This is a genomic window from Humibacter antri (genome assembly GCF_054777235.1).
This window is the reverse complement of record NZ_BAAHAW010000019.1, coordinates 201,495-220,094: the sequence shown is the minus strand read 5'-3', so window position 1 is coordinate 220,094 and position 18,600 is coordinate 201,495. Positions and strand designations below refer to the sequence as shown.

Here is an 18,600-nt window from a genome sequence, read left to right as displayed (position 1 = left end):
TCAGACGAATTCCGGATGGGCCGCATAGACCTCGTCGAGGATCGACAGGTCGAACAGGTCCTTGGCGTCGACGTCGGTGCCGGCGCTCTTGATGGACGCGACAGTGCTCGCCATGGACTCCGCCGAGAGCGTCATCAGACCGTGCTTCTTCGTCTGGTCGTTGACGATGAGCGGAATGGTCGCCTTGAACGCGGCCAACTGATCCGCCAGCGTCAGGTTCAGGCTCTTCCCGTAGATGTCGACGCAGTACTTGACGGCCTGGTCCGGGTCCTTGATGGCGTCCCGCCAGCCCTGGATCTCGGCGGTCAGGAACGCCTTAACCTTGTCGCGCTCTTTGGTGATCGAGTCGCTCGCGACTTCGAGTACCTGTGCGACGGTGGGCAGTCCGTAGTCGGCGTACTTGAACGAGTGGGTCTGGAAGCCCTGCTTCGCCAGAGTGACCGGCTCGTTGTTCGAGTACCCGTCCCAGGCATCCACCTCGCCATGCACGAGCGGCGACGGGTCGAACTGCACGGGCACGGTGTGCACCTGGCTGGGGTCGATGTGGTTGACCTTCAGCAGTGCCAGAAAGTCGGGCATGGTGTGCAGCGAGACGCCGACCTTCTTGCCGATCAGGTCTTTCGGCGACTTCAGCGGCTTGCCCGCCGGAGAGATGATGACGTGACCGTCCTGCTGCATCACGGCGCCGATGATCTTCACCTTGACGCCCTTCGCGATCGCCTGAGCCGCCGCGAGCGGCTTGGAGGTGCCTGTCCATGACTTGCCGGTCGAGATGGATGCTTCGGCACTGGTCGCCGCCGCGCCCCCCGAGACCAGGGTCACATCGAGCCCGCTCTTGGTGTAGTAGGTCCGTTGCGAAGCCATGTACTCGCCGCAGAACTGCATGTTCTTGATCCAGCCGAGCTGCATGTTGATCGCCCCGAAGTCGCCGCCGGCGGCCGCCGAGGTGGTGGCTGCGGAGGAGGCGCCGGAGGCGCAGCCGGTCAGCAGGCCGCCGGCGGCGATGGCTGTTGCTGCGAGGCCGCCCAGACGCAGGAAATCCCTGCGGGTCGTGGCACCGAAGGAAGGCGCGGTGCGAGCATGCGCGATGCGGAATGCGTCGTCGAATTCCGAGTTGTTCATGGGTCTGTCCGTTCGTTCGGGTGGTTGACGTGATGGTTCCCGTGCTGCGGCCTCAGACCATGAAGCCGAAACGATCGAGCGAGATGTAGAGGGTGAGCAGCTTGTTGACGACCGGCTCGTCTTCGTTGTGGTTGCCGAGCTCCTCAAGCGCCGCGTCGATCGACCGAGTGGCGTCGACGAGCTCCGCGAGATCCATATCGGCCATGACGCCGTAGATGTCCAGCGGGAGGGATGCCGTGACCTCCTCGCCGTCCGTCACGACGCATCCACCGACCATGGCATCCAGCCGCGTGAGGCTCTCGAACATGCACGCACTGTCGGTGCCGACCGCGACGAAGTAGGCGAAGGGTGCAGGCCAGAACACCGAGACCGCGCCGCGGTCGAGGTTCACCCCCTTGAACAACCCGTTCACGATGTGCCGCTGCCCGCTCTCGTAGCGCTGCACGACCGCGATCCGGTTCAACTTCTCGCCATCGACGACGGGAACGACCTCACCGTCGACGAACGGCACCCAGACCTCTTGCGCGAACTTGAGGTGCCCGCGGCCGTACACGTCGAAGAGCAGCACCTTGGCCTGCGTGCCGTCTGCCGAGACCTCGATCGGCAGGATGTCGAGCTGTTCGGCACGCAGATCGGCCAGGCCTGGCCGGGCTTGCTGCACCATGCCGGAATAGTCGAGACCATCGAGGGAGGCCAGGAGCTTGCGGTCGCGGGCGACCAGCTCGCCGCCCTTGAAGACATAACGCGGACTGATCTTCGAGAGGCTGTCCGTCAGCACGATGTCGGCGTAGCGCCCTGGCGTGAGCGAGCCGAAGTCGTTGTCCTTGTCGAACGAGCGTGCGGCGTAGAGAGTGCCCATCTTGATCGCCTTGATCGGGTCGAGACCCATTTCGATCGCGAGCGAGATCACCCAGTCGATGTGGCCGCGCTTGAGCACCCGGTCGACGGAGATGTTGTCGGCGCAGAGCTGGAAGTTCTCGGCCGGCCAGTGCCGCTTCACGATGGCGCGCAGCATGGTCCTGATCACCTCGGGGCTGCCGACGCCGAACTTGATCTGGGTGTACTGCCCGTAGCGCAGGCTCTTCTCGATGTCTTGTTCGTTCCACACGTCGTGGTTGTTGTGCACGCCGATCGCCGGCATGTAGTTGAGCAGCATTTCCGGCAGGGCCGTGAGACCCCAGTGATTGTTCACGTATCCGCCGCTGGCACGTCCGAGCGCCGAGCGCCGGAAGTCCTCGTCGTTGCCGGTCATGTACGAAAGGTGCGCGAGTTCGCCGAGCCCGATCACGGGTTCGATCTGCAGCATCTCCTCCGTGACCTCGACGGAGGCCTTCTTGCCCGGCGCGAATGCATAGATGCGGTACGGGAGCTTCTCGTAGTCGCGGAACAGCGCCCTCGCAGCCTCGACGCCGTCCTCACCCGCCGCGCTGGCGAAGTCGAGCGTTTCGGCGAAGATCGTGGTGGTGCCGCTCGGCACGATGGCTTCGCCGAATGCGGCAGGATGCGCCAGCTGCGAGTCGAAGTGCAGGTGCGCGTCGATCAGACCGGGAATGGCGTAGAGGCCTTGTCCGTCGAACCTGTCGCGCACCCTGACGATCGACTCGTCGGGATCGAGTGCGATGATGCGGCCGCCGTGCACGAGGATCGTTCCGTAGAACACGCTCTCGGTGTGCACGTCGAGGATGTTCACGTTGTGCATGAGGAGGTCGGCCTCGCGCTCCCCTTGCAGAATCCCGAAGATGGTCCGCACGTAGTCGTCCTGAGCCGAGACCTCCTCGGAGTCCACGACCAGCGTGGCGCGGTTCTTCGTCGCTTGTTGCAGCATGTCTTTCTCACTCCATCGTTCGAAAGCGTCGGGATCGGCCACGGGATGCACCGGCTCTCCGAGAAGGAGATTCGTGCGACTCCCGGCCACGTGCTTTACATGCAATCAGAGGTTACTGTTGCGCACAAGCAGCCGTTTTCGCACGCGCTGTACGCTTTTTGCGAACACTCTGCCTGCCGGCCGAAGGAGGTCCCATGCTGCATTCCCGGCTTCTGGACTACGTGGACGAGGTCGCGCGCCACGGTTCGATCCGCGGTGCCGGGGCCCGGCTGCACGTAGCTCCCTCGGCGATCAATCGTCAGATCCTGCTGCTCGAGGAAGAGCTGGGCGAGCCGTTGTTCGAACGGCTCTCGAGGGGCATGCGCCCCACCCCGGCCGGAGAGGTCCTGCTCGCGCACATCCGTCAGACGAAGCAGCAGTACCGGGACGCGATCGCCGACATGAACGCGCTGCAGTCCCTGCCGACCGGCTCGGTCGTCATCGCCACCGTCACGGGTCTGGCCAGCAGCATGGTGTCGACGGCGGCGGTTCGGTTCCACTCCCGTCATCCCGAAGTGCATCTCTCCATCAACACGATGTCGGGGCACGACACGCTGGAGGCGGTGTCCCGCGGCGATGCAGATCTCGGGCTCGGATTCAATCTCACGCTGTCGAACCCGTTGGAGACTGTGTGGCAGCGCGATGCGCGGCTCGGGGCGGTGCTCGCTCCCGAGCATCCGCTCGCCCGCATGGCGGCGGTGCCGCTCACGCAGTGCGCGGACTACCCGCTGGTGTTCCCGGAGCACCCCATGGTGATCCACTCCATCGTCGGGGCGGCGTTCGCCGACGCGGGCATCGACGTCGAGCCCGCCTTCCACACCAACTCGATCGAGACCATGAAGCAGATCGCATCGGCAGGCGGGGCGATCGCGTTCCTCAGCAGATACGACGTCCCGGACGAACAGCACGACGGCCGTCTCGTATACCGGCCGATCGAGGGCAGGGCGTTCGGAGACAATGTGTTGTCACTCGTTCGACGCGAGCGATCGGTGCACGATCTGGCGGGTCGGCTCTTCGCCGATGAGATGGGGGCGACGCTCGAATCGGTGGTGCCTCATCCCGCGCTGCCATGACCCGCGCGAGTCGAGCAACGTCTCCGCATCGAGGATGCGGCGCGCGCCGTGCTCTTCATGGCGAACGTGCCGGCATCCGCGACCGTGAACTCGCTGGTGATCACGGCATCCGGAATGCCGTTCGTCGGCCGCGGCTGAACCGCCCGCGGGACGCTGCGTTCAGCCACATCGCCATCTCGCGAGACTAGGCGTACGCACCGAGGCTAGCTGCATGGCGCCTAGCCTCATCCCGTACGCCTAGTCTCGCCCGGCGCAGCTGAGCTCAGCTCAGCTCGCTCACCTCAAGGCTGCCCGGCCGGCCAGCCGGCGTCAGCAGAACCCGGCGATGCCCTCCCACGCGGGGTCGTCTTCGGACGCGCCCTCGCGCAGCACGGTCGCCTCGATGAGGCCGTACGGCCGGTCTGCCGCGAAGAAGACCTCGTTGGGATTCTCCAGCCCGAACGGCGCAAGGTCGACCACGAAGTGGTGTTTGTTCGGCATCGAGAACTTGAGTTCCTCGATCTCCGGATGCGCGTTCAGCACCTTCTCGCCCATCTGGAACAGCGTCTGCTGCAACGCCGTCGAATGCCGCTCGGCGAAGCCCTCGAGCAGCAGCGCCTTGACGTCGGCGTAGACCGGGTTCCAGTCGACGTGGGTGGTGTTGAAGCGCCAGCGCGCCGCGACATCCGTCGCCAGGATGCGATCGGTCGCCTCGGCGAGCGTCGTGTACTTGTCCTTCTCGTAGCCGACGAACTCGCTGCCGGTGGACTTCAGCACGGTGAGGCTGTGCAGGCCGCCGATCACGGTGCGGCGGTCTCCGTCGGCGACGACGACGGCAGTGCGCACTCCGCTGCCGCCCCGCACGAACGCGTGATCGTGCTCGTCGCCCGCGACCAGGATGCGGTCCCACTGGTACTGCTCTGCCGCCCAGCGGCCGCCATCGACCCAGTCCCAGCCATTGGTGAAGTGGTCAGCCAGGCGCAGCAGGAACTCCTCCGGCGACGCGATGCCGTCTTTGGCGAGCGCGAAGACCGTGTTCTTCTGCGTGTCGGTCGGAATGCAGTGCGCATTGTCACCGAGCGAATGGATCTCTTCGAAGTCTCCGCGCAGCTGGCTGGTGACGTTCAGGTCTGTGATCTCGTGCCGGTCGGTGTCTCGCGTGACGCGAACGAGGCGCACCTCCGCTTTGCCGTACTGGTTCTTTCCCAGGATGACGTTGCTCATGTCAACTCCCTCTGTATGTCGAATAGGCGAATGGACTGAGCAGGAGCGGCACGTGGTAGTGCGCCTGCGCACTGTCGACGGTGAACGTCAACGAGACCTCCGGGAAGAAGGTGTCCTTGCAGATGCCGGCGAAGTACGATCCCGTGTCGAACCGCAGTCGGTAAACACCCGACTGCAGCGAGGAGGGGCCGAGGACTTTCACCCGCCCGTCAGCATCGGTGAGGCCCGTCGCCATCCGGCTCCACGTCTCACCGTGCTGGGCCTCGAGCACGACGGAGACGCCGACGGCCGGTCGCCCGGTCGTCGTGTCCAGGATGTGGGTGGTCACGTGCGAGTCGCTCATGCGCTCACTACTCCTTGAAGACGCAGCGCGGCGATCTCGCGCAGCTGCTGGTCGATGATCCGGCTCTCCGCCTCGGCGGTGTTGCCGAGCCGGGCGGTCAGCTCCTCGAGGATCTCCTCGGCGCTATGGCCGGCGGCGCGGATCAGGAAGACCCTGTCGAACTTGGCGTCGTACGCCCGGTTGCCCTCGGCGATGGCGGCGGCGACCCGATCGGATGCCGTGAGTCCCGCCTGCTCCCGCCTCGACATGTCGGCTTCCGCACTGTCGCCGCTGGCACGTTCGCCGATGCGGGGATGGTGCGACAGGGCGCGCTCGAGCTCCGCTTCCGTGAAAGGAGTCGCGGCGGTCGACGCGAAGGCGATCAGCGCGTCACGGTCGGCGAACGGGCGCGCCGCGACGATCGCCTCACCCCAGCGTTCGACGTCGAGACAGGGGCGAAGTGCTGCCGCGGCATCCTGCGCCGGAAGGGCGTTGAACTCGTCGATGAGCATCCGTTGTCGTCCGTTCGGTTCAGCCGTCGATCCCGAGGGATGCCCGCAGCGCTGCGACATGGCCGGCAGCGTCGACGTTGTACTCGGCGCGGGACACGATGCCCTTCGGATCGATCACCACGGTGGACCTGAGAACGCCGATGTGCGTGGTGCCGCCGATCTGCTTCTCACCCCAGGCACCGTAGGCCTTGGCGGTCTCCGCGCCCGGGTCCGAAAGAAGCGGGAAGTTCAGCGAGTTGTCTTCGGCGAACGACGCGATGGCGTCGACCGGGTCGGCCGAGACGCCGATCACGGAGTAGCCGGCCGACGCGAGCGAGTTCAGGTTGTCGCGGAAGTCGCACGCCTCCGTGGTGCAGCCCGGGGTCGCCGCCTTCGGGTAGAAGTACACGATGACGTCGCCGCCGCGGTAGTCGCCGAGTGAGACGGAGGCACCGTCGGCGTTCTTCAAGGTGAAGGCCGGTGCACGGTTTCCGGAAGTGAGTTGATTCGTCATTGAATGCTCCTTTGGGGTGTCTTCGGCCGTACCCCGCACGCGTGGCGCTGGGGGACGGTCGGTGAGTGAGGAGGGTCAGCGCGCGGGCGGAGTGACTCCGAACGCGGTGGCCAGCTCCAGGATCTTGCGGGCACGTCCGAGGCGCGGCAGGTCGCTGCCGTCGCGGATGATGCGGTCACGGGCCTCGAAGTCGTCGAGGAACTCCTTCGCCCAGGCGACATCGGTGGGCGTCGGGCTGATGACCTCGTTCACGATCGGCACCTGGTCGATCGACAGGCACAGCTTTCCCGTCATACCCATGCTGACGGTCACCTGGGACTGCTCGCGCAGCACCGGGTGGCTCGTGCCGACCGTCGGGCCGTCGATCGGGCCCGGCAGCTTGCCGCACCGCGAGGCCACGACCAGCTTCGCGCGCGGGTAGGCCATGGCCATGTTGTCGGCCGCCATTCCGGTGTCGCGCCTGAAGTCGCCCGACCCGAATGCGAGTCGGAACGCTCCCTCGGCACGTGCGATGTCGGGAGCGCACTCGATGCCGATCGCAGACTCGACGAGCGCGACCACCCGGGTGCGTGCGCCGAGCACGTGATAGGTGTTGGTGACCTGCGAGGGGTCCTCCGTCTTGGCGAGCATGACGCCCTGAAGGCCTGGAAGGTCGCGCAGAGCACGCAGATCATCGGCCCAGTACGGCGTTGTCACGTCGTTGACGCGCACCCAGGCCTCGCCGCCGCCGATCAGCCAGCTGACGACGTCTTCGCGCGCCTCCTGCTTGTGCGAGGGGTCGACCGCGTCTTCGATGTCGAGGATGACGGCATCCGCCGATCCGTTCGCCGCCGCGTCGAACGACTCCGGCTTCGTGCCGGGCACGAGCAGCCACGATCGAGCGTGCTCCGCCGGGGGTCGCGGAAGGCGATTCGGCGTCGAAGCGGAGGTCTGCGACTCTTCCGCGATCATGTCGTCCACAGCGGCTCCCTGGACTGGATCATTCCTGGTTGCTTTCGCAATACGGAATATGGATGTTGCGTAGTGGAAATACTACGAGGCGTCGGCCCCGATGTCAAAGCGGCTGCCCCGCCCAGAGTGCTCCCGTCGGCCAGAGTGCTCCCGTCGGCCAGAGTGCTCCCGTCGGCCAGAGTGCTCCCGTCGGTCGAGCCGCCTCCCGCCGATCGAGCGTTCCCGCAGATCGAGCGCTCCCGTCGGTCGAGCCCCTCCCGTCGGCCGAGCTCCTCCCGTTGGTTGAGCCCCTCCCGTTGGTTGAGCCCCTCCCGTTGGTTGAGCCCCTCCCGTTGGTTGAGCTCCTCCCGTTGGTTGAGCTTGTCGAAACCCGCCGGTCCGGTTTCGACGAGCGCAACCAGCGATAAAGAGCACAATGCACGGAACCCCCGGCCATCCGTTGGATGTTCGGGGGTTCCGTGCATGCGCTGATGCTACTTCGCGGCGTCCTCGCCGGCGTCGACGCTCTCGTCGTCGGTGTCGGTGGCCTCGACCGCCTCGTTGGCCTCGTCCGAAGCCTCGGCGTCGGCTTCCTGCTCCTCGGCAGCCTCGACGGGCGCGCTCTCCGGGGTCTCCTCGACCTCGACGGCGGCCTCATCGTTGGTCGCGACCTCAGCAGCCGCGGCCTCTTCTGCGGCGACCTTCGCGGCCGGTGACGGCGGCGCGGCCGGAGCCTTGCGCTTCGGCGTGACCGGCTCGAGCACGAGCTCGATGACCGCCATGGGTGCGTTGTCGCCCTTGCGGTTGCCGATCTTGGTGATGCGGGTGTAACCGCCCTGGCGATCGGCCACCTGCGGGGCGATCACGTCGAACAGCTCGTAGACCACGCTCTTGTCGTGGATCGTCGCGAGCACGCGTCGACGAGCGTGCAGATCGCCACGCTTGGCGAACGTGATCAGGCGCTCGGCGAGGGGGCGAAGGCGCTTCGCCTTGGTCTCGGTCGTCGTGATGCGCTTGTGCGTGAACAGCGCGGCGGCCAGGTTCGCGAGCAGGAGTCGCTCGTGGGCGGGGCCGCCTCCGAGACGTGGACCCTTGGTCGGCTTAGGCATTGTCGTAACTCCGTTTTCCGGCTCGATCGGCCGTTGTCAGTGAGGGGATGAGCTGCGTGCGAGAACTCAGCGGTACTCGTCGTCGCCCGCGCTGTAGAAGTGGGTGCCGTCGAACCCGGGGACCGAGTCCTTGAGCGACAGGCCCATCTCCGTCAGCTTGTCCCTGACCTCATCCACCGACTTCTGACCGAAGTTGCGGATGTTCATGAGCTGCGTCTCGGAGAGCGAGACCAGTTCGCTGACGTTGTTGATGCCCTCACGCTTGAGGCAGTTGTACGACCGTACGGAGAGCTCGAGGTCCTCGATCGGCATGGACAGCTCGGAGCTGAGCACCGCATCGACCGGCGCGGGGCCGATCTCGATGCCCTCCGCCTGCGAGTTGAGTTCGCGGGCCAGGCCGAAGAGCTCGGTGAGGGTACGACCGGCCGAGGCGATGGCATCCCGCGGGCTGATCGCCGGCTTGGTCTCCACGTCGACCACGAGGCGGTCGAAGTCGGTGCGCTCACCGGCACGCGTGGCCTCCACGCGGTAGGTGACCTTGAGCACCGGCGAGTAGATGGAGTCGATCGGGATCTGACCGGCCTCGCTGTACTCGTTGCGGTTCTGCTGGGCGGAGACGTAGCCGCGGCCGCGCTCGATGGTGAGCTCCACCTCGAACCGGGCGTTCTCGTTCAGGGTCGCGATGACGAGCTCCGGGTTGTGGATCTCCACACCCGCCGGAGCGGAGATGTCGGCAGCCGTGACCTCACCGGAGCCGGTCTTGCGCAGGTAGGCGGTGATCGGCTCGTCGTGCTCGCTGGAGACGACCAGTCCCTTGATGTTCAGGATGATCTCGGTGACATCCTCCTTCACGCCCGGGATGGTGGTGAACTCGTGCAGCACGCCGTCGATGCGGATGCTGGTGACCGCAGCGCCCGGGATGGACGACAGCAGCGTGCGACGGAGCGAGTTCCCGAGCGTGTACCCGAAGCCCGGCTCGAGCGGTTCGATGACGAACCGCGAGCGGAATTCCGAGATGTTCTCTTCGGTGAGCGTGGGGCGCTGTGCGATGAGCACTATTGATTCCTTTCGGCTAAGCGTCCGCTATATGACGCTTGCTCTGTACAGGTATTGAGTTATGCACGCACTGCGTCGGGATGCCGCTGAGCGGCATCCCGACGCAGGAGAGAACTAGACGCGACGACGCTTCGGCGGACGGCAACCGTTGTGCGCCTGCGGCGTGACGTCGTTGATCGAGCCCACCTCGAGGCCGGCGGCCTGAAGCGAACGGATGGCGGTCTCGCGGCCCGATCCGGGACCCTTGACGAAGACATCCACCTTCTTCATGCCGTGCTCCTGCGCCTGGCGCGCGGCCGACTCGGCGGCCAGCTGCGCCGCGAACGGCGTGGACTTGCGGGAGCCCTTGAAGCCGACGCCCCCGGAGGACGCCCAGCTGATCACGGCGCCGTTGGTGTCGGTGATCGAGACGATCGTGTTGTTGAACGTCGACTTGATGTGGGCCTGCCCCACCGCGATGTTCTTCTTTTCCTTCTTGCGCGGCTTGCGAGCGGCCGTCTTGGGTGCTGCCATGTTTTCCTACTCCTGAGATCTGAGAAGCGCTGGCGGGGGCCTAGCGGGCCTTCTTCTTGCCGGCGACGGTGCGCTTCGGTCCCTTGCGGGTGCGCGCGTTGGTCTTGGTGCGCTGCCCGCGCACGGGCAGGCCACGACGGTGGCGCAGTCCCTGGTACGAGCCGATCTCGACCTTGCGGCGGATGTCGGCGGCAACCTCGCGGCGAAGGTCGCCCTCCACCTTGTAATTGCCCTCGATGTAGTCCCTGAGGGCGACGAGCTGGTCGTCGCTGAGGTCCTTGACGCGGACGTCACCGGAGATCCCGGTCGCCTTGAGCGTCTCCAGCGCGCGGGTGCGGCCGATTCCGTAGATGTAGGTGAGGGAGACCTCCACACGCTTTTCGCGCGGGATGTCGACGCCTGCTAGACGTGCCATGTGCGGCTTCTCCTGTTGATCAGGTGGAGGTGTGGAACAGCATCGGTGCCCGGGCCTCCAACCCGAGGTGTCCACCACTCGCGTGGCTTCTGATGCTGCTGTTCTTCGCGATGTTGAGTTGATGCCGGATGTCGGGCATCCGGAAGTCGACTAGCCCTGGCGCTGTTTGTGCCTGGGGTTGTTCGAGCAGATGACCATGACGCGGCCGTTGCGGCGAATGACGCGGCAGTGCTCGCACATCGGCTTGACGGAGGGTTTGACCTTCATGAGTGATTCCTTATCGCTGTCGTCGTGCTCCACGCCACACGGATCTGCGTGGTGTGGGCCGTTACTTTCCGACTTTCGATTACTTGTAGCGGTAGACGATGCGGCCACGGGTGAGGTCGTAGGGGCTCAGTTCCACTATCACGCGGTCCTCGGGGAGGATGCGGATGTAGTGCTGACGCATCTTGCCCGAGATGTGGGCGAGAACCTTGTGTCCGTTGGTGAGCTCAACGCGGAACATCGCGTTGGGCAGCGCCTCGATGACAGATCCCTCGATCTCGATAACGCCGTCTTTTTTGGCCATAGCCTCACTATCGCTTCAGGCACATCGATGCCGGTCGTGCGGTGGATGGGTGGTGCCCGGTCGATCCATGCGGACGACCCTCGGGAGCACACCGCGAAAACGGCTGCAAGACACCAAAGATCAATCCTAGGCCATCGCGGGCCGCTTCGCCACTCGGATGCCGCGTGCCCTCTGGTGCAACCCGCCCCGGCGGCGTATCATCCCGTCCCTCCGCGCACGAGACCAGGCGTACGAGACTAGGCGTACAGCAGCTAGCCTCAGCGCGTACGGCTAGTCTCGGCGTTGCTGCGCTCAGTTCTCGCGGGCGAGCAATGCCTCGTTCATGGCGCGGGTCAGTTCCGCGTCGAGGGCCACCTCGGCTCCGTCGACGTGGGTGACCGGAGTGGCAAGTCGCACACTCGAGACGAGCCAGAGGGCGTCCGCCCGCAGCAGATCGGATGCCGGCACGAGCGCCTCTTCTGTGTTCAGCCCGCGGTCGGCCGCGAACGCGAACACACTGAGCTGACTGGTGCCCGGCAGGATGCCGATGTCGGTACGCGGCGTCACGACACGGTCGCCGAAGCGCAGGATGACGGTCGAGGTCGGGGCCTCCATGACGTAGCCGTCGGAGGTGACGAAGATCACGTCGCCGGCGCCGCGCCGCCTCGCCTCGCGCAGCGCCGCCATGTTCACCGCGTACGACAGCGTCTTCGCGCCGGGCAGCAGCCACGGGGCGTGCTGGGCGACGTCGCTGGCATAACCGCGGTCGAGCGTCACGACCTTGATACCGGTCTCCCGCTCGATGAAGTCACCGTCGGCCGGCGACGCGACGATCCAGCCGGTCGGCGTTCCCGTCCCCTCGACTCCGCGTGTGAGCACGATCTTGAGTCCGCCCTGACGATCGGTGGGGAGGGATGCCGCCGCCACCGTGATCGCGTGCCGCCATTGTTTCTGGTTCGGTTCGGGCAGGTCGAGGAGCTCGGCGGAGTGGGCCAGCCGCTTGAGATGGGCATCCAGAGCCTGCGGATGCCCGGCGACGACGCCGATCGTCTCGAAGACGCCGTCGCCGCGAGCAGCACCGAGGTCTCGCACGTCGAGTGTCGCCGATCCTGCGTCCGCCACGTGCACGGTCGCGGCGAAGTCCGCTTCGGCGTCCGCCCGGAGCACGTCGATCATGAAAACCGTCACGTCTCGAGCCTAGGACGAAATCACCTCCGTGGGACCCGGGCCGATTCGTCCGGAACGGATTCCGCTCGCCCTATTCCCGGCCCCGGTCACGACCTCTTGCGGCGTGACACCGTGAAGGTGAACGCACCGCCGACGACGACGAGAGCGGCGAGCACAGCGGCCACGATCGACGGTGTCACATCGGATCCGGTGTTCGCGAGGCTGCCTCCCGGCGCGGGCGGGGTGGTGGACGTCGATGGAGTCGGTGTCGGAGTCGGAGTGGGCTCGGTAGGCGTCACCGTGTTCGTCACCGTCACGACGCCGATCGTCTGCGGATCGGCGGAGATCGTCACCCCTGCGGCGGGGTCGATCGCCGGCGACCCCCAGCTGCCGCCACTGACCGCTGGCGGTGAGCTCTCGGTCACCGTGCAGACATACCCGGGCGGGATGCCGTCGATCTGCACCTCCTGGCCCGCGCTCGTGCTCCAGGTTCCGGTGATCGTGAGCCCGTTGCGGGTCACTCCGGGGGCGCACGTGTAGGTTCCGCTGAACGTCAGCGCGGGATCGACCGCGACGCCCGACGGATTGTCGACGATCTTGGCCACCCGGAACGACCCGGTCGACGTCGACGTCGCCGGCCCGCAGAACGGATAGTTGTGAAGCTCATTACCCGTTCCATTCATCGTGATGTTGCCGCCAACGTAGACACGCCCGTTCGTGCTCGCGCTGATCGTGGCGTCTGCGTGCGGAGCGAAGACCGAGCCGAGCACCTGGCTGGAGCCGCCGATCGTGAGCTGCGTGGCGTCCACGAAGTTCCACGCGAGGTGGCTGGCGACCTCGGCGAACAGCTTCGTGTCGAGAACGTCGGCGCGCACGCCGTTCACGTCGTAGTAGGTGGGCGACAGGGTCGCCGGTGAGCCGGTCACGTTCACCACAACGGTGGCCGTAGCCGGGATGTTCACGAAGTGCAGCTCAGGCGCCGCTGGGAGCTGCGACGCGTCGATGTCGAAGTACTGGGCATCCGACGTCGACGTGCTGGTGAATGTGACGCTGTTCCCCTGCACCGACGTCGTGCCGGTGGCCGTCTCGGCCGCGTAGCTGGAGGAGTCCGCCTGGAGTTGCGTGCCGAACGTCGACCAGTTCGCCGTCGCCGCGGCTCCCATGTTGGCCGTCAGCGTCCCGCCGTTCGTGGCGACCTGGGAAGGGTTGGTCACGTTGCCGCCGACGTGCACGTCAGCGCCGACGTTGTGGGCGACGTCGAGGGTGTTCCCGGTCACCACGTTCAGGTCGGATCCGACCGCCAGCATGACGGAGCCCGCCGCAGGCAGATACTCCGACCCGCCGACGACGACGCCCACGTTGAAGACCCCCGCCGGCTGCTTGTCGACGGTCATCCCGCCCATCGCCACGAGCAGGCCCTCGGACTCGGCGGCTGTTCCCGACGCCGTGAAGTCTCCGCCGCTGTAGACGGCGACACCGTCATCGGTCGTGCCACTCGGAGCGTTCCCCACATTGTCCCAGACGGGGCAATCCACGGTCTGTACGACCGCGTCGGCCGGCCCCGCCCCGACGAGCACGCTGCCCAGAACGAGCGCGAACCCGGCGGGCACAGCCCCGATGACAAGACGTGTGCGCCACCGCGCGGATGTCTTCAGCTTCTTCATCGTTCCCCCCGAACGTCGTCTCGGCCCGCAGACGGCGACGCAACTCGTGGCCCGCACGCCGGACAATTCACAGGATAGGCGAGAGGTCGTTCCAGCCCAACCCCATGGGCTCTGCGCGGTACAGGTGCTCCGTGGAAGCCTCGGCTATGCGGGCCGCACCGGCACAATGCCGAACGGCTGCAACCCTCGTGCACCGCCGTCGTGGGCGGTGAGCACCCAGATGCCGTCGTCGTGCACGGCCACCGAATGCTCCCAGTGCGCGGCAGACGAGCCGTCTTCGGTGGCGACCGTCCAACCGTCGTCGCGCACGTACGTCTCCGGTGATCCGCTCACCACCATCGGCTCGATCGCCACCACGAGCCCGGGACGCACCTCGGGCCCCTTCTGCCGCACGCTGTAGTTGAACACAGGCGGGGCCTCGTGCATGTGCCGACCGATTCCATGCCCGATGTAGTCGGTGAGGATGCCGTACTCCCCCTGCGAGAGGATGTACTCCTCGATCGCGTCACCCACCTGATTCAGGTGCGAGGCTCGCGCCAGCGTCGCGATCCCGTGCCACAACGACTGCTCGGTCACCTCGCTCAACGCCCGACGCTCGGCGACGAGATCGGGCCGCTCCGGATCGTCGAGCACGACGGTGAAAGCGGCATCGCCGTTCCAGCCGCCCAGGATCGCACCTGAGTCGACGGAAAGGATGTCGCCGGGGCCCAGCATCCGTTCGCCCGGGATGCCGTGCACCACCTCGTCGTTCACAGAGGCGCAGATCGTGTGCCGGTACCCCGGCTCCAACTTGAAGTTGGACGCGCCGCCCCGTGCTTCGATCGCCCCCTCGGCCAGGGCATCCAACTCGAGGGTCGATACGCCGGACCGCACGGCGTCGCGAACGGCGTCGAGGCTGTCGGCCGTCGCCAGTCCCGGCTCGAGCATGAGTCTGAGTTGAGCTGGCGACTTGTAGATGGACCGCCGGATGCCTACCACCTCAGGCCGCGGCGGTGTCGCCTGCGTCGCCGATGCCGCGAGCGGCGAGAGCCTCGCGGATGCGTGCGGCCACCTCGTCGACGCTTCCGAGGCCGTCGACCTCGACGAGCAGGCCGCGCTGAAGGTACACATCGATGATCGGCGCGGTCTGCTGGGCGTAGACGTCCTGCCGATGCCGGATCGCCTCTTCGGTGTCGTCGGCACGCCCCTGCTCGTGAGCGCGATGCGTCAGGCGACGCACCAGTTCGTCGCGGTCAGCGGTCAGGCGCACGACGGCCTCCAGCTTGCCGTCGGCGGCCAGCAGCTCGTCGAGGAACCGCACCTGTTCCAGCGTGCGCGGGTAGCCGTCGAGCAGAAAGCCCTTGGCGGCATCCGATTCGGCGAGACGATGCGCGACCAGCTCGTTCGTGAGGTCGTCGGGAACGTAGTCACCGGCATCCACAATGGCCTTCACCCGCACGCCGAGCTCGGTCTGGTGAGTGATGTGGAAGCGGAAGATGTCGCCAGTGGAGATGGCCGGCACGCCGAACGCGTCGGCGATGAACGTCGCCTGCGTGCCCTTGCCCGATCCGGGCGGGCCGACGATGAGGAGGCGAGCCCCCCGTTCCCGGTTGGACTCTTGAAGCGACACGGTCAACGGAGCAACCCTTCGTAGTGCCTCTGCTGCAGTTGCGAGTCGATCTGCTTGACCGTCTCGAGCCCGACACCCACGATGATCAGGATCGAGGTGCCGCCGAACATGAAGTTCTGGCTGGTGCCGAGCAGCGAGAACGCCACCAGCGGGATGAGGGCGACGATCGCCAGGTAGATCGACCCGGGGAGGGTGATGCGTGTCAGCACGAAGTCGAGGTACTCGGCGGTGGGACGGCCTGCCCTGATGCCCGGGATGAAGCCGCCGTACTTCTTCATGTTGTCCGCGACCTCTTCAGGGTTGAACGTGATCGCGACGTAGAAGTATGTGAAGCCGATGATCAGGAGCGCGTACAGCAGCATGTACAACGGGTGATCGCCCTTGGTCAGGTAGTCCGTGATCCAGCTCACCCACGGCGCCGGCTGCTTGCCGGGTGCCGGCTGATTGAACTGCGCGATGAGCGCAGGGAGATACAACAGGCTCGAGGCGAAGATCACCGGGATCACGCCCGCCATGTTCACCTTGATCGGGATGTACGTGTTGTTGCCGCCGTAGGTTCGACGCCCCACCATGCGCTTCGCATATTGCACGGGGATGCGGCGTTGCGACTGCTCCACGAACACCACCGCTGCCACGATGAACAACCCGATCACGATCACGACCAGGAAGATCTCGAAACCGGAGGTCTGCTCGACGGCCCAGAGCGAGGTGGGGAACTGCGCGGCGATCGACGTGAAGATCAGCAGCGACATGCCGTTGCCGATGCCCTTCTCGGTCACCAGCTCGCCCATCCACATGATGAGGCCGGTGCCTGCGGTCATCGTGACGACCATGAGGAGCACGGCGTACCACGAGTCATCCGTCACCAGTTGCGAGCACTGCGATGTGCTGTTGGAGCCGAACAGGGCGCCGCTGCGTGCCACGGTGATGAGCGTCGTGGACTGCAGCACGCCGAGTGCGATGGTGAGGTAACGGGTGTACTGGGTCAGCTTGGACTGACCGGCCTGGCCCTCCTTGTACAGCGCCTCGAAGTGCGGGATGACCACACGCAGCAGCTGCACGATGATCGACGCGGTGATGTAGGGCATGATGCCCAGCGCGAAGATGGAGAGCTTCAGAAGCGCCCCGCCGCTGAACAGGTTCACCAGTTCGTAGAGGCCGGTGGTTCCCTGGTTCGCCGACAGACACGCCTGAACGTTGCTGAAGTCGACGAACGGTGCAGGGATGAACGAGCCCAGACGGAACAGCGCGATGATCCCCAGGGTGAAGCCGATCTTCTTGCGAAGATCAGGCGTGCGGAGAATTCGCACGATGGCGTTGAACAAGTGGTTCCTGCTTTCCGGTAAGGAATCGGGCCGGGCGACCTGAGCCACCCGACCCGACTACTTTACGGGGTCAATCCGGATGCCCTGCATCCGGACGCCGCCGGGGCTACTTGACGGAGCCTCCGGCCGCGACGATCTTCTGCTCGGCGGAGCCGGACACCTTGTCGACCTCGACGTTCAGCTTCACCGAGATGTCACCGCCGCCGAGAACCTTCACCTTCTCGTTCTTGCGCACGGCACCCTTGGAGACCAGGTCGCTCACAGTGACGTCGCCACCGGACGGGTACAGCTCGGCGAGCTTGTCCAGGTTCACGACCTGGTACTCGACGCGGAACGGGTTCTTGAACCCGCGCAGCTTCGGCGACCGCATGTGGAACGGGAGCTGGCCACCCTGGAAACCGGGACGCACCTGATAGCGCGCCTTCGTTCCCTTCGTGCCTCGACCCGCCGTCTTGCCTTTCGAACCCTCACCGCGACCGACGCGGGTCCGGTCCTTCTTGGCGCCGGCTGCCGGACGAAGGTGGTGCACCTTCAGAACCTGCGGACGTGCGACGTCTTCGGTGTTCTTGGCGGCCGGCTTCTTCGCGGCGGGCTTCTCAGCCTTGGCGTCGTCGGCCTTGGCCGGCTTGGCCGCGGAGCTCTTCTCGCTCTTGGTCGCTGTGTTCATTTTCTTCGCAGCGCCGGCTTTCGCCGGCGCGCTCGACGCTTCGGCCGTTCCGGCCTCAGCTTTGGCGGTGGTCGGCTTAGTGGTGTCCGTCGCCTTGTCTTCGCGGGGATTGCTCTCACTCATTAGTCGATCTCCTCAACCTTCACCAGGTGAGCGACGGTGTTGACGTATCCGCGGTTCTGCGGCGTGTCCTCGCGGAGCACGACGTCACCGATGCGCTTCAGCCCCAGGCTGCGAAGCGTGTCGCGCTGGTTCTGCTTCTCACTGACTTTGGACTTGATCTGGGTCACCTTCAGGCGCGCCATCATGCACCAGCCTTAGCGGTCCTGGCGGCCTCTGCCGCCTCTGCCTCGGCACGCAGCAGACGCGGCGGGGCGACCTCGTCGAAGTCGAGCCCCCGGCGAGCGGCAACGGCGCGAGGTTCCTCGAGCTGCTGCAACGCCGTCACGGTCGCGTGCACGATGTTGATGGTGTTCGACGATCCGAGCGACTTGCTCAGCACGTCGTGGATGCCCGCGCATTCCAGCACAGCACGCACCGGGCCACCGGCGATGACACCGGTACCGGCGCCGGCCGGACGCAGGAGAACGACACCCGCGGCCGCCTCGCCCTGCACGGGGTGCGGGATCGTGTTGCCGACGCGCGGAACGCGGAAGAAGTTCTTCTTCGCCTCCTCGACGCCCTTCGAGATCGCCAGCGGCACCTCACGCGCCTTGCCGTAACCGACGCCCACCAGGCCGTTGCCGTCACCCACCACGACCAGCGCGGTGAAGCTGAAGCGGCGACCGCCCTTGACCACCTTCGACACGCGGTTGATGGTCACCACGCGCTCGAGGAACTGGCTCTTGTCGGCGTCACGGCCACCGCGATCACGGCCCTGGTTGCGGTCCCGGCCACCACGGCGGCCGTCGCGGCTGTCGCGGGCGTCACGACTGGTGGTGTCGGTGCCGGCCGCGGTCTCCACGGGCTTCTCCGCAGTCGTCTGCTCGGCGGCCACGTCCTGCTCCTT

Annotated in this window: 22 protein-coding genes and 1 pseudogene; 2 read left to right on the top strand and 21 right to left on the bottom strand. The window is 66.1% G+C overall.

Going from position 1 to position 18,600, the window contains the following annotated elements:
- Complete coding sequence (locus ACYVDK_RS07430; protein WP_460520171.1) at nucleotides 1-1,122, bottom strand: ABC transporter substrate-binding protein; 1,122 nt, start codon at nucleotides 1,120-1,122, stop codon at nucleotides 1-3.
- Between the two features lie 52 nt (nucleotides 1,123-1,174).
- Nucleotides 1,175-2,947, bottom strand: coding sequence for an adenine deaminase C-terminal domain-containing protein (locus ACYVDK_RS07425; protein WP_460520168.1), 1,773 nt, complete (start codon nucleotides 2,945-2,947; stop codon nucleotides 1,175-1,177).
- Between the two features lie 194 nt (nucleotides 2,948-3,141).
- Here ACYVDK_RS07425 and ACYVDK_RS07420 point away from each other — a divergent pair, with 194 nt between their 5' ends.
- Nucleotides 3,142-4,059: a LysR family transcriptional regulator gene (locus ACYVDK_RS07420; RefSeq protein ID WP_460520165.1), complete on the top strand. Its 918-nt coding sequence runs from the start codon at nucleotides 3,142-3,144 to the stop codon at nucleotides 4,057-4,059.
- 27 nt (nucleotides 4,060-4,086) lie between these two features.
- Nucleotides 4,087-4,197, top strand: a pseudogene (locus ACYVDK_RS07415) (short-chain dehydrogenase); the annotation flags it as partial.
- 171 nt (nucleotides 4,198-4,368) lie between these two features.
- Here the strand turns inward: ACYVDK_RS07415 and pucL are convergent.
- The 19 genes from pucL to rpsE form a co-directional block, all read right to left on the bottom strand.
- Nucleotides 4,369-5,262, bottom strand: a complete 894-nt coding sequence (gene pucL / locus ACYVDK_RS07410; RefSeq protein WP_460520163.1) for a urate oxidase — start codon at nucleotides 5,260-5,262, stop codon at nucleotides 4,369-4,371.
- A 1-nt stretch (nucleotide 5,263) separates the two neighbouring features.
- Nucleotides 5,264-5,605, bottom strand: a complete 342-nt coding sequence (uraH, locus tag ACYVDK_RS07405) for a hydroxyisourate hydrolase (protein ID WP_460520160.1) — start codon at nucleotides 5,603-5,605, stop codon at nucleotides 5,264-5,266.
- The gene (uraD, locus tag ACYVDK_RS07400; protein ID WP_460520157.1) at nucleotides 5,602-6,096 is read right to left on the bottom strand and encodes a 2-oxo-4-hydroxy-4-carboxy-5-ureidoimidazoline decarboxylase; all 495 of its coding nucleotides are present in this window, start codon (nucleotides 6,094-6,096) and stop codon (nucleotides 5,602-5,604) included. Before uraD ends, uraH begins: the two co-directional genes overlap by 4 nt.
- 19 nt (nucleotides 6,097-6,115) lie before the next feature.
- Entirely contained in the window at nucleotides 6,116-6,589 is a 474-nt protein-coding gene (bcp, locus tag ACYVDK_RS07395) for a peroxiredoxin (protein ID WP_460520155.1), read from the bottom strand.
- 75 nt (nucleotides 6,590-6,664) lie between these two features.
- Nucleotides 6,665-7,540, bottom strand: coding sequence for an HpcH/HpaI aldolase/citrate lyase family protein (locus tag ACYVDK_RS07390; RefSeq protein WP_460520748.1), 876 nt, complete (start codon nucleotides 7,538-7,540; stop codon nucleotides 6,665-6,667).
- Between the two features lie 473 nt (nucleotides 7,541-8,013).
- The gene (gene rplQ, locus ACYVDK_RS07385; protein WP_460520152.1) at nucleotides 8,014-8,628 is read right to left on the bottom strand and encodes a bL17 family ribosomal protein; all 615 of its coding nucleotides are present in this window, start codon (nucleotides 8,626-8,628) and stop codon (nucleotides 8,014-8,016) included.
- A 66-nt stretch (nucleotides 8,629-8,694) separates the two neighbouring features.
- A complete protein-coding gene (locus ACYVDK_RS07380; RefSeq protein ID WP_460520149.1) occupies nucleotides 8,695-9,684 on the bottom strand; it encodes a DNA-directed RNA polymerase subunit alpha in 990 nt (329 codons plus the stop codon).
- A 114-nt stretch (nucleotides 9,685-9,798) separates the two neighbouring features.
- The gene (gene rpsK / locus ACYVDK_RS07375; RefSeq protein WP_170024924.1) at nucleotides 9,799-10,197 is read right to left on the bottom strand and encodes a 30S ribosomal protein S11; all 399 of its coding nucleotides are present in this window, start codon (nucleotides 10,195-10,197) and stop codon (nucleotides 9,799-9,801) included.
- Between the two features lie 40 nt (nucleotides 10,198-10,237).
- Nucleotides 10,238-10,612 (bottom strand): 30S ribosomal protein S13, encoded by a 375-nt coding sequence (gene rpsM / locus ACYVDK_RS07370; RefSeq protein ID WP_460520146.1) that lies wholly within the window; start codon nucleotides 10,610-10,612, stop codon nucleotides 10,238-10,240.
- Between the two features lie 150 nt (nucleotides 10,613-10,762).
- Complete coding sequence (gene rpmJ, locus ACYVDK_RS07365; RefSeq protein WP_460520143.1) at nucleotides 10,763-10,879, bottom strand: 50S ribosomal protein L36; 117 nt, start codon at nucleotides 10,877-10,879, stop codon at nucleotides 10,763-10,765.
- A 79-nt stretch (nucleotides 10,880-10,958) separates the two neighbouring features.
- Complete coding sequence (gene infA / locus ACYVDK_RS07360; protein WP_011186713.1) at nucleotides 10,959-11,180, bottom strand: translation initiation factor IF-1; 222 nt, start codon at nucleotides 11,178-11,180, stop codon at nucleotides 10,959-10,961.
- A gap of 291 nt (nucleotides 11,181-11,471) precedes the next feature.
- On the bottom strand, nucleotides 11,472-12,347 hold the full coding sequence (locus tag ACYVDK_RS07355; RefSeq protein ID WP_460520135.1) for an aminodeoxychorismate lyase: 876 nt from the start codon (nucleotides 12,345-12,347) through the stop codon (nucleotides 11,472-11,474).
- A gap of 86 nt (nucleotides 12,348-12,433) precedes the next feature.
- Nucleotides 12,434-13,990 (bottom strand): choice-of-anchor A family protein, encoded by a 1,557-nt coding sequence (locus ACYVDK_RS07350; protein WP_460520132.1) that lies wholly within the window; start codon nucleotides 13,988-13,990, stop codon nucleotides 12,434-12,436.
- A gap of 144 nt (nucleotides 13,991-14,134) precedes the next feature.
- Nucleotides 14,135-14,968, bottom strand: coding sequence for a type I methionyl aminopeptidase (gene map / locus ACYVDK_RS07345; protein WP_460520129.1), 834 nt, complete (start codon nucleotides 14,966-14,968; stop codon nucleotides 14,135-14,137).
- Nucleotide 14,969: 1 nt separating this feature from the next.
- Nucleotides 14,970-15,599, bottom strand: a complete 630-nt coding sequence (locus ACYVDK_RS07340; protein WP_460520746.1) for an adenylate kinase — start codon at nucleotides 15,597-15,599, stop codon at nucleotides 14,970-14,972.
- A 2-nt stretch (nucleotides 15,600-15,601) separates the two neighbouring features.
- Nucleotides 15,602-16,924: a preprotein translocase subunit SecY gene (secY, locus tag ACYVDK_RS07335; RefSeq protein WP_460520126.1), complete on the bottom strand. Its 1,323-nt coding sequence runs from the start codon at nucleotides 16,922-16,924 to the stop codon at nucleotides 15,602-15,604.
- A 106-nt stretch (nucleotides 16,925-17,030) separates the two neighbouring features.
- Nucleotides 17,031-17,714 (bottom strand): large ribosomal subunit protein uL15, encoded by a 684-nt coding sequence (rplO, locus tag ACYVDK_RS07330; protein ID WP_460520123.1) that lies wholly within the window; start codon nucleotides 17,712-17,714, stop codon nucleotides 17,031-17,033.
- Nucleotides 17,714-17,896, bottom strand: a complete 183-nt coding sequence (gene rpmD, locus ACYVDK_RS07325) for a 50S ribosomal protein L30 (RefSeq protein ID WP_460520744.1) — start codon at nucleotides 17,894-17,896, stop codon at nucleotides 17,714-17,716. The genes rplO and rpmD overlap by 1 nt, the downstream gene beginning before the upstream one ends.
- The gene (rpsE, locus tag ACYVDK_RS07320; RefSeq protein WP_460520742.1) at nucleotides 17,896-18,588 is read right to left on the bottom strand and encodes a 30S ribosomal protein S5; all 693 of its coding nucleotides are present in this window, start codon (nucleotides 18,586-18,588) and stop codon (nucleotides 17,896-17,898) included. The genes rpmD and rpsE overlap by 1 nt, the downstream gene beginning before the upstream one ends.
- Nucleotides 18,589-18,600: the final 12 nt, after the last annotated feature.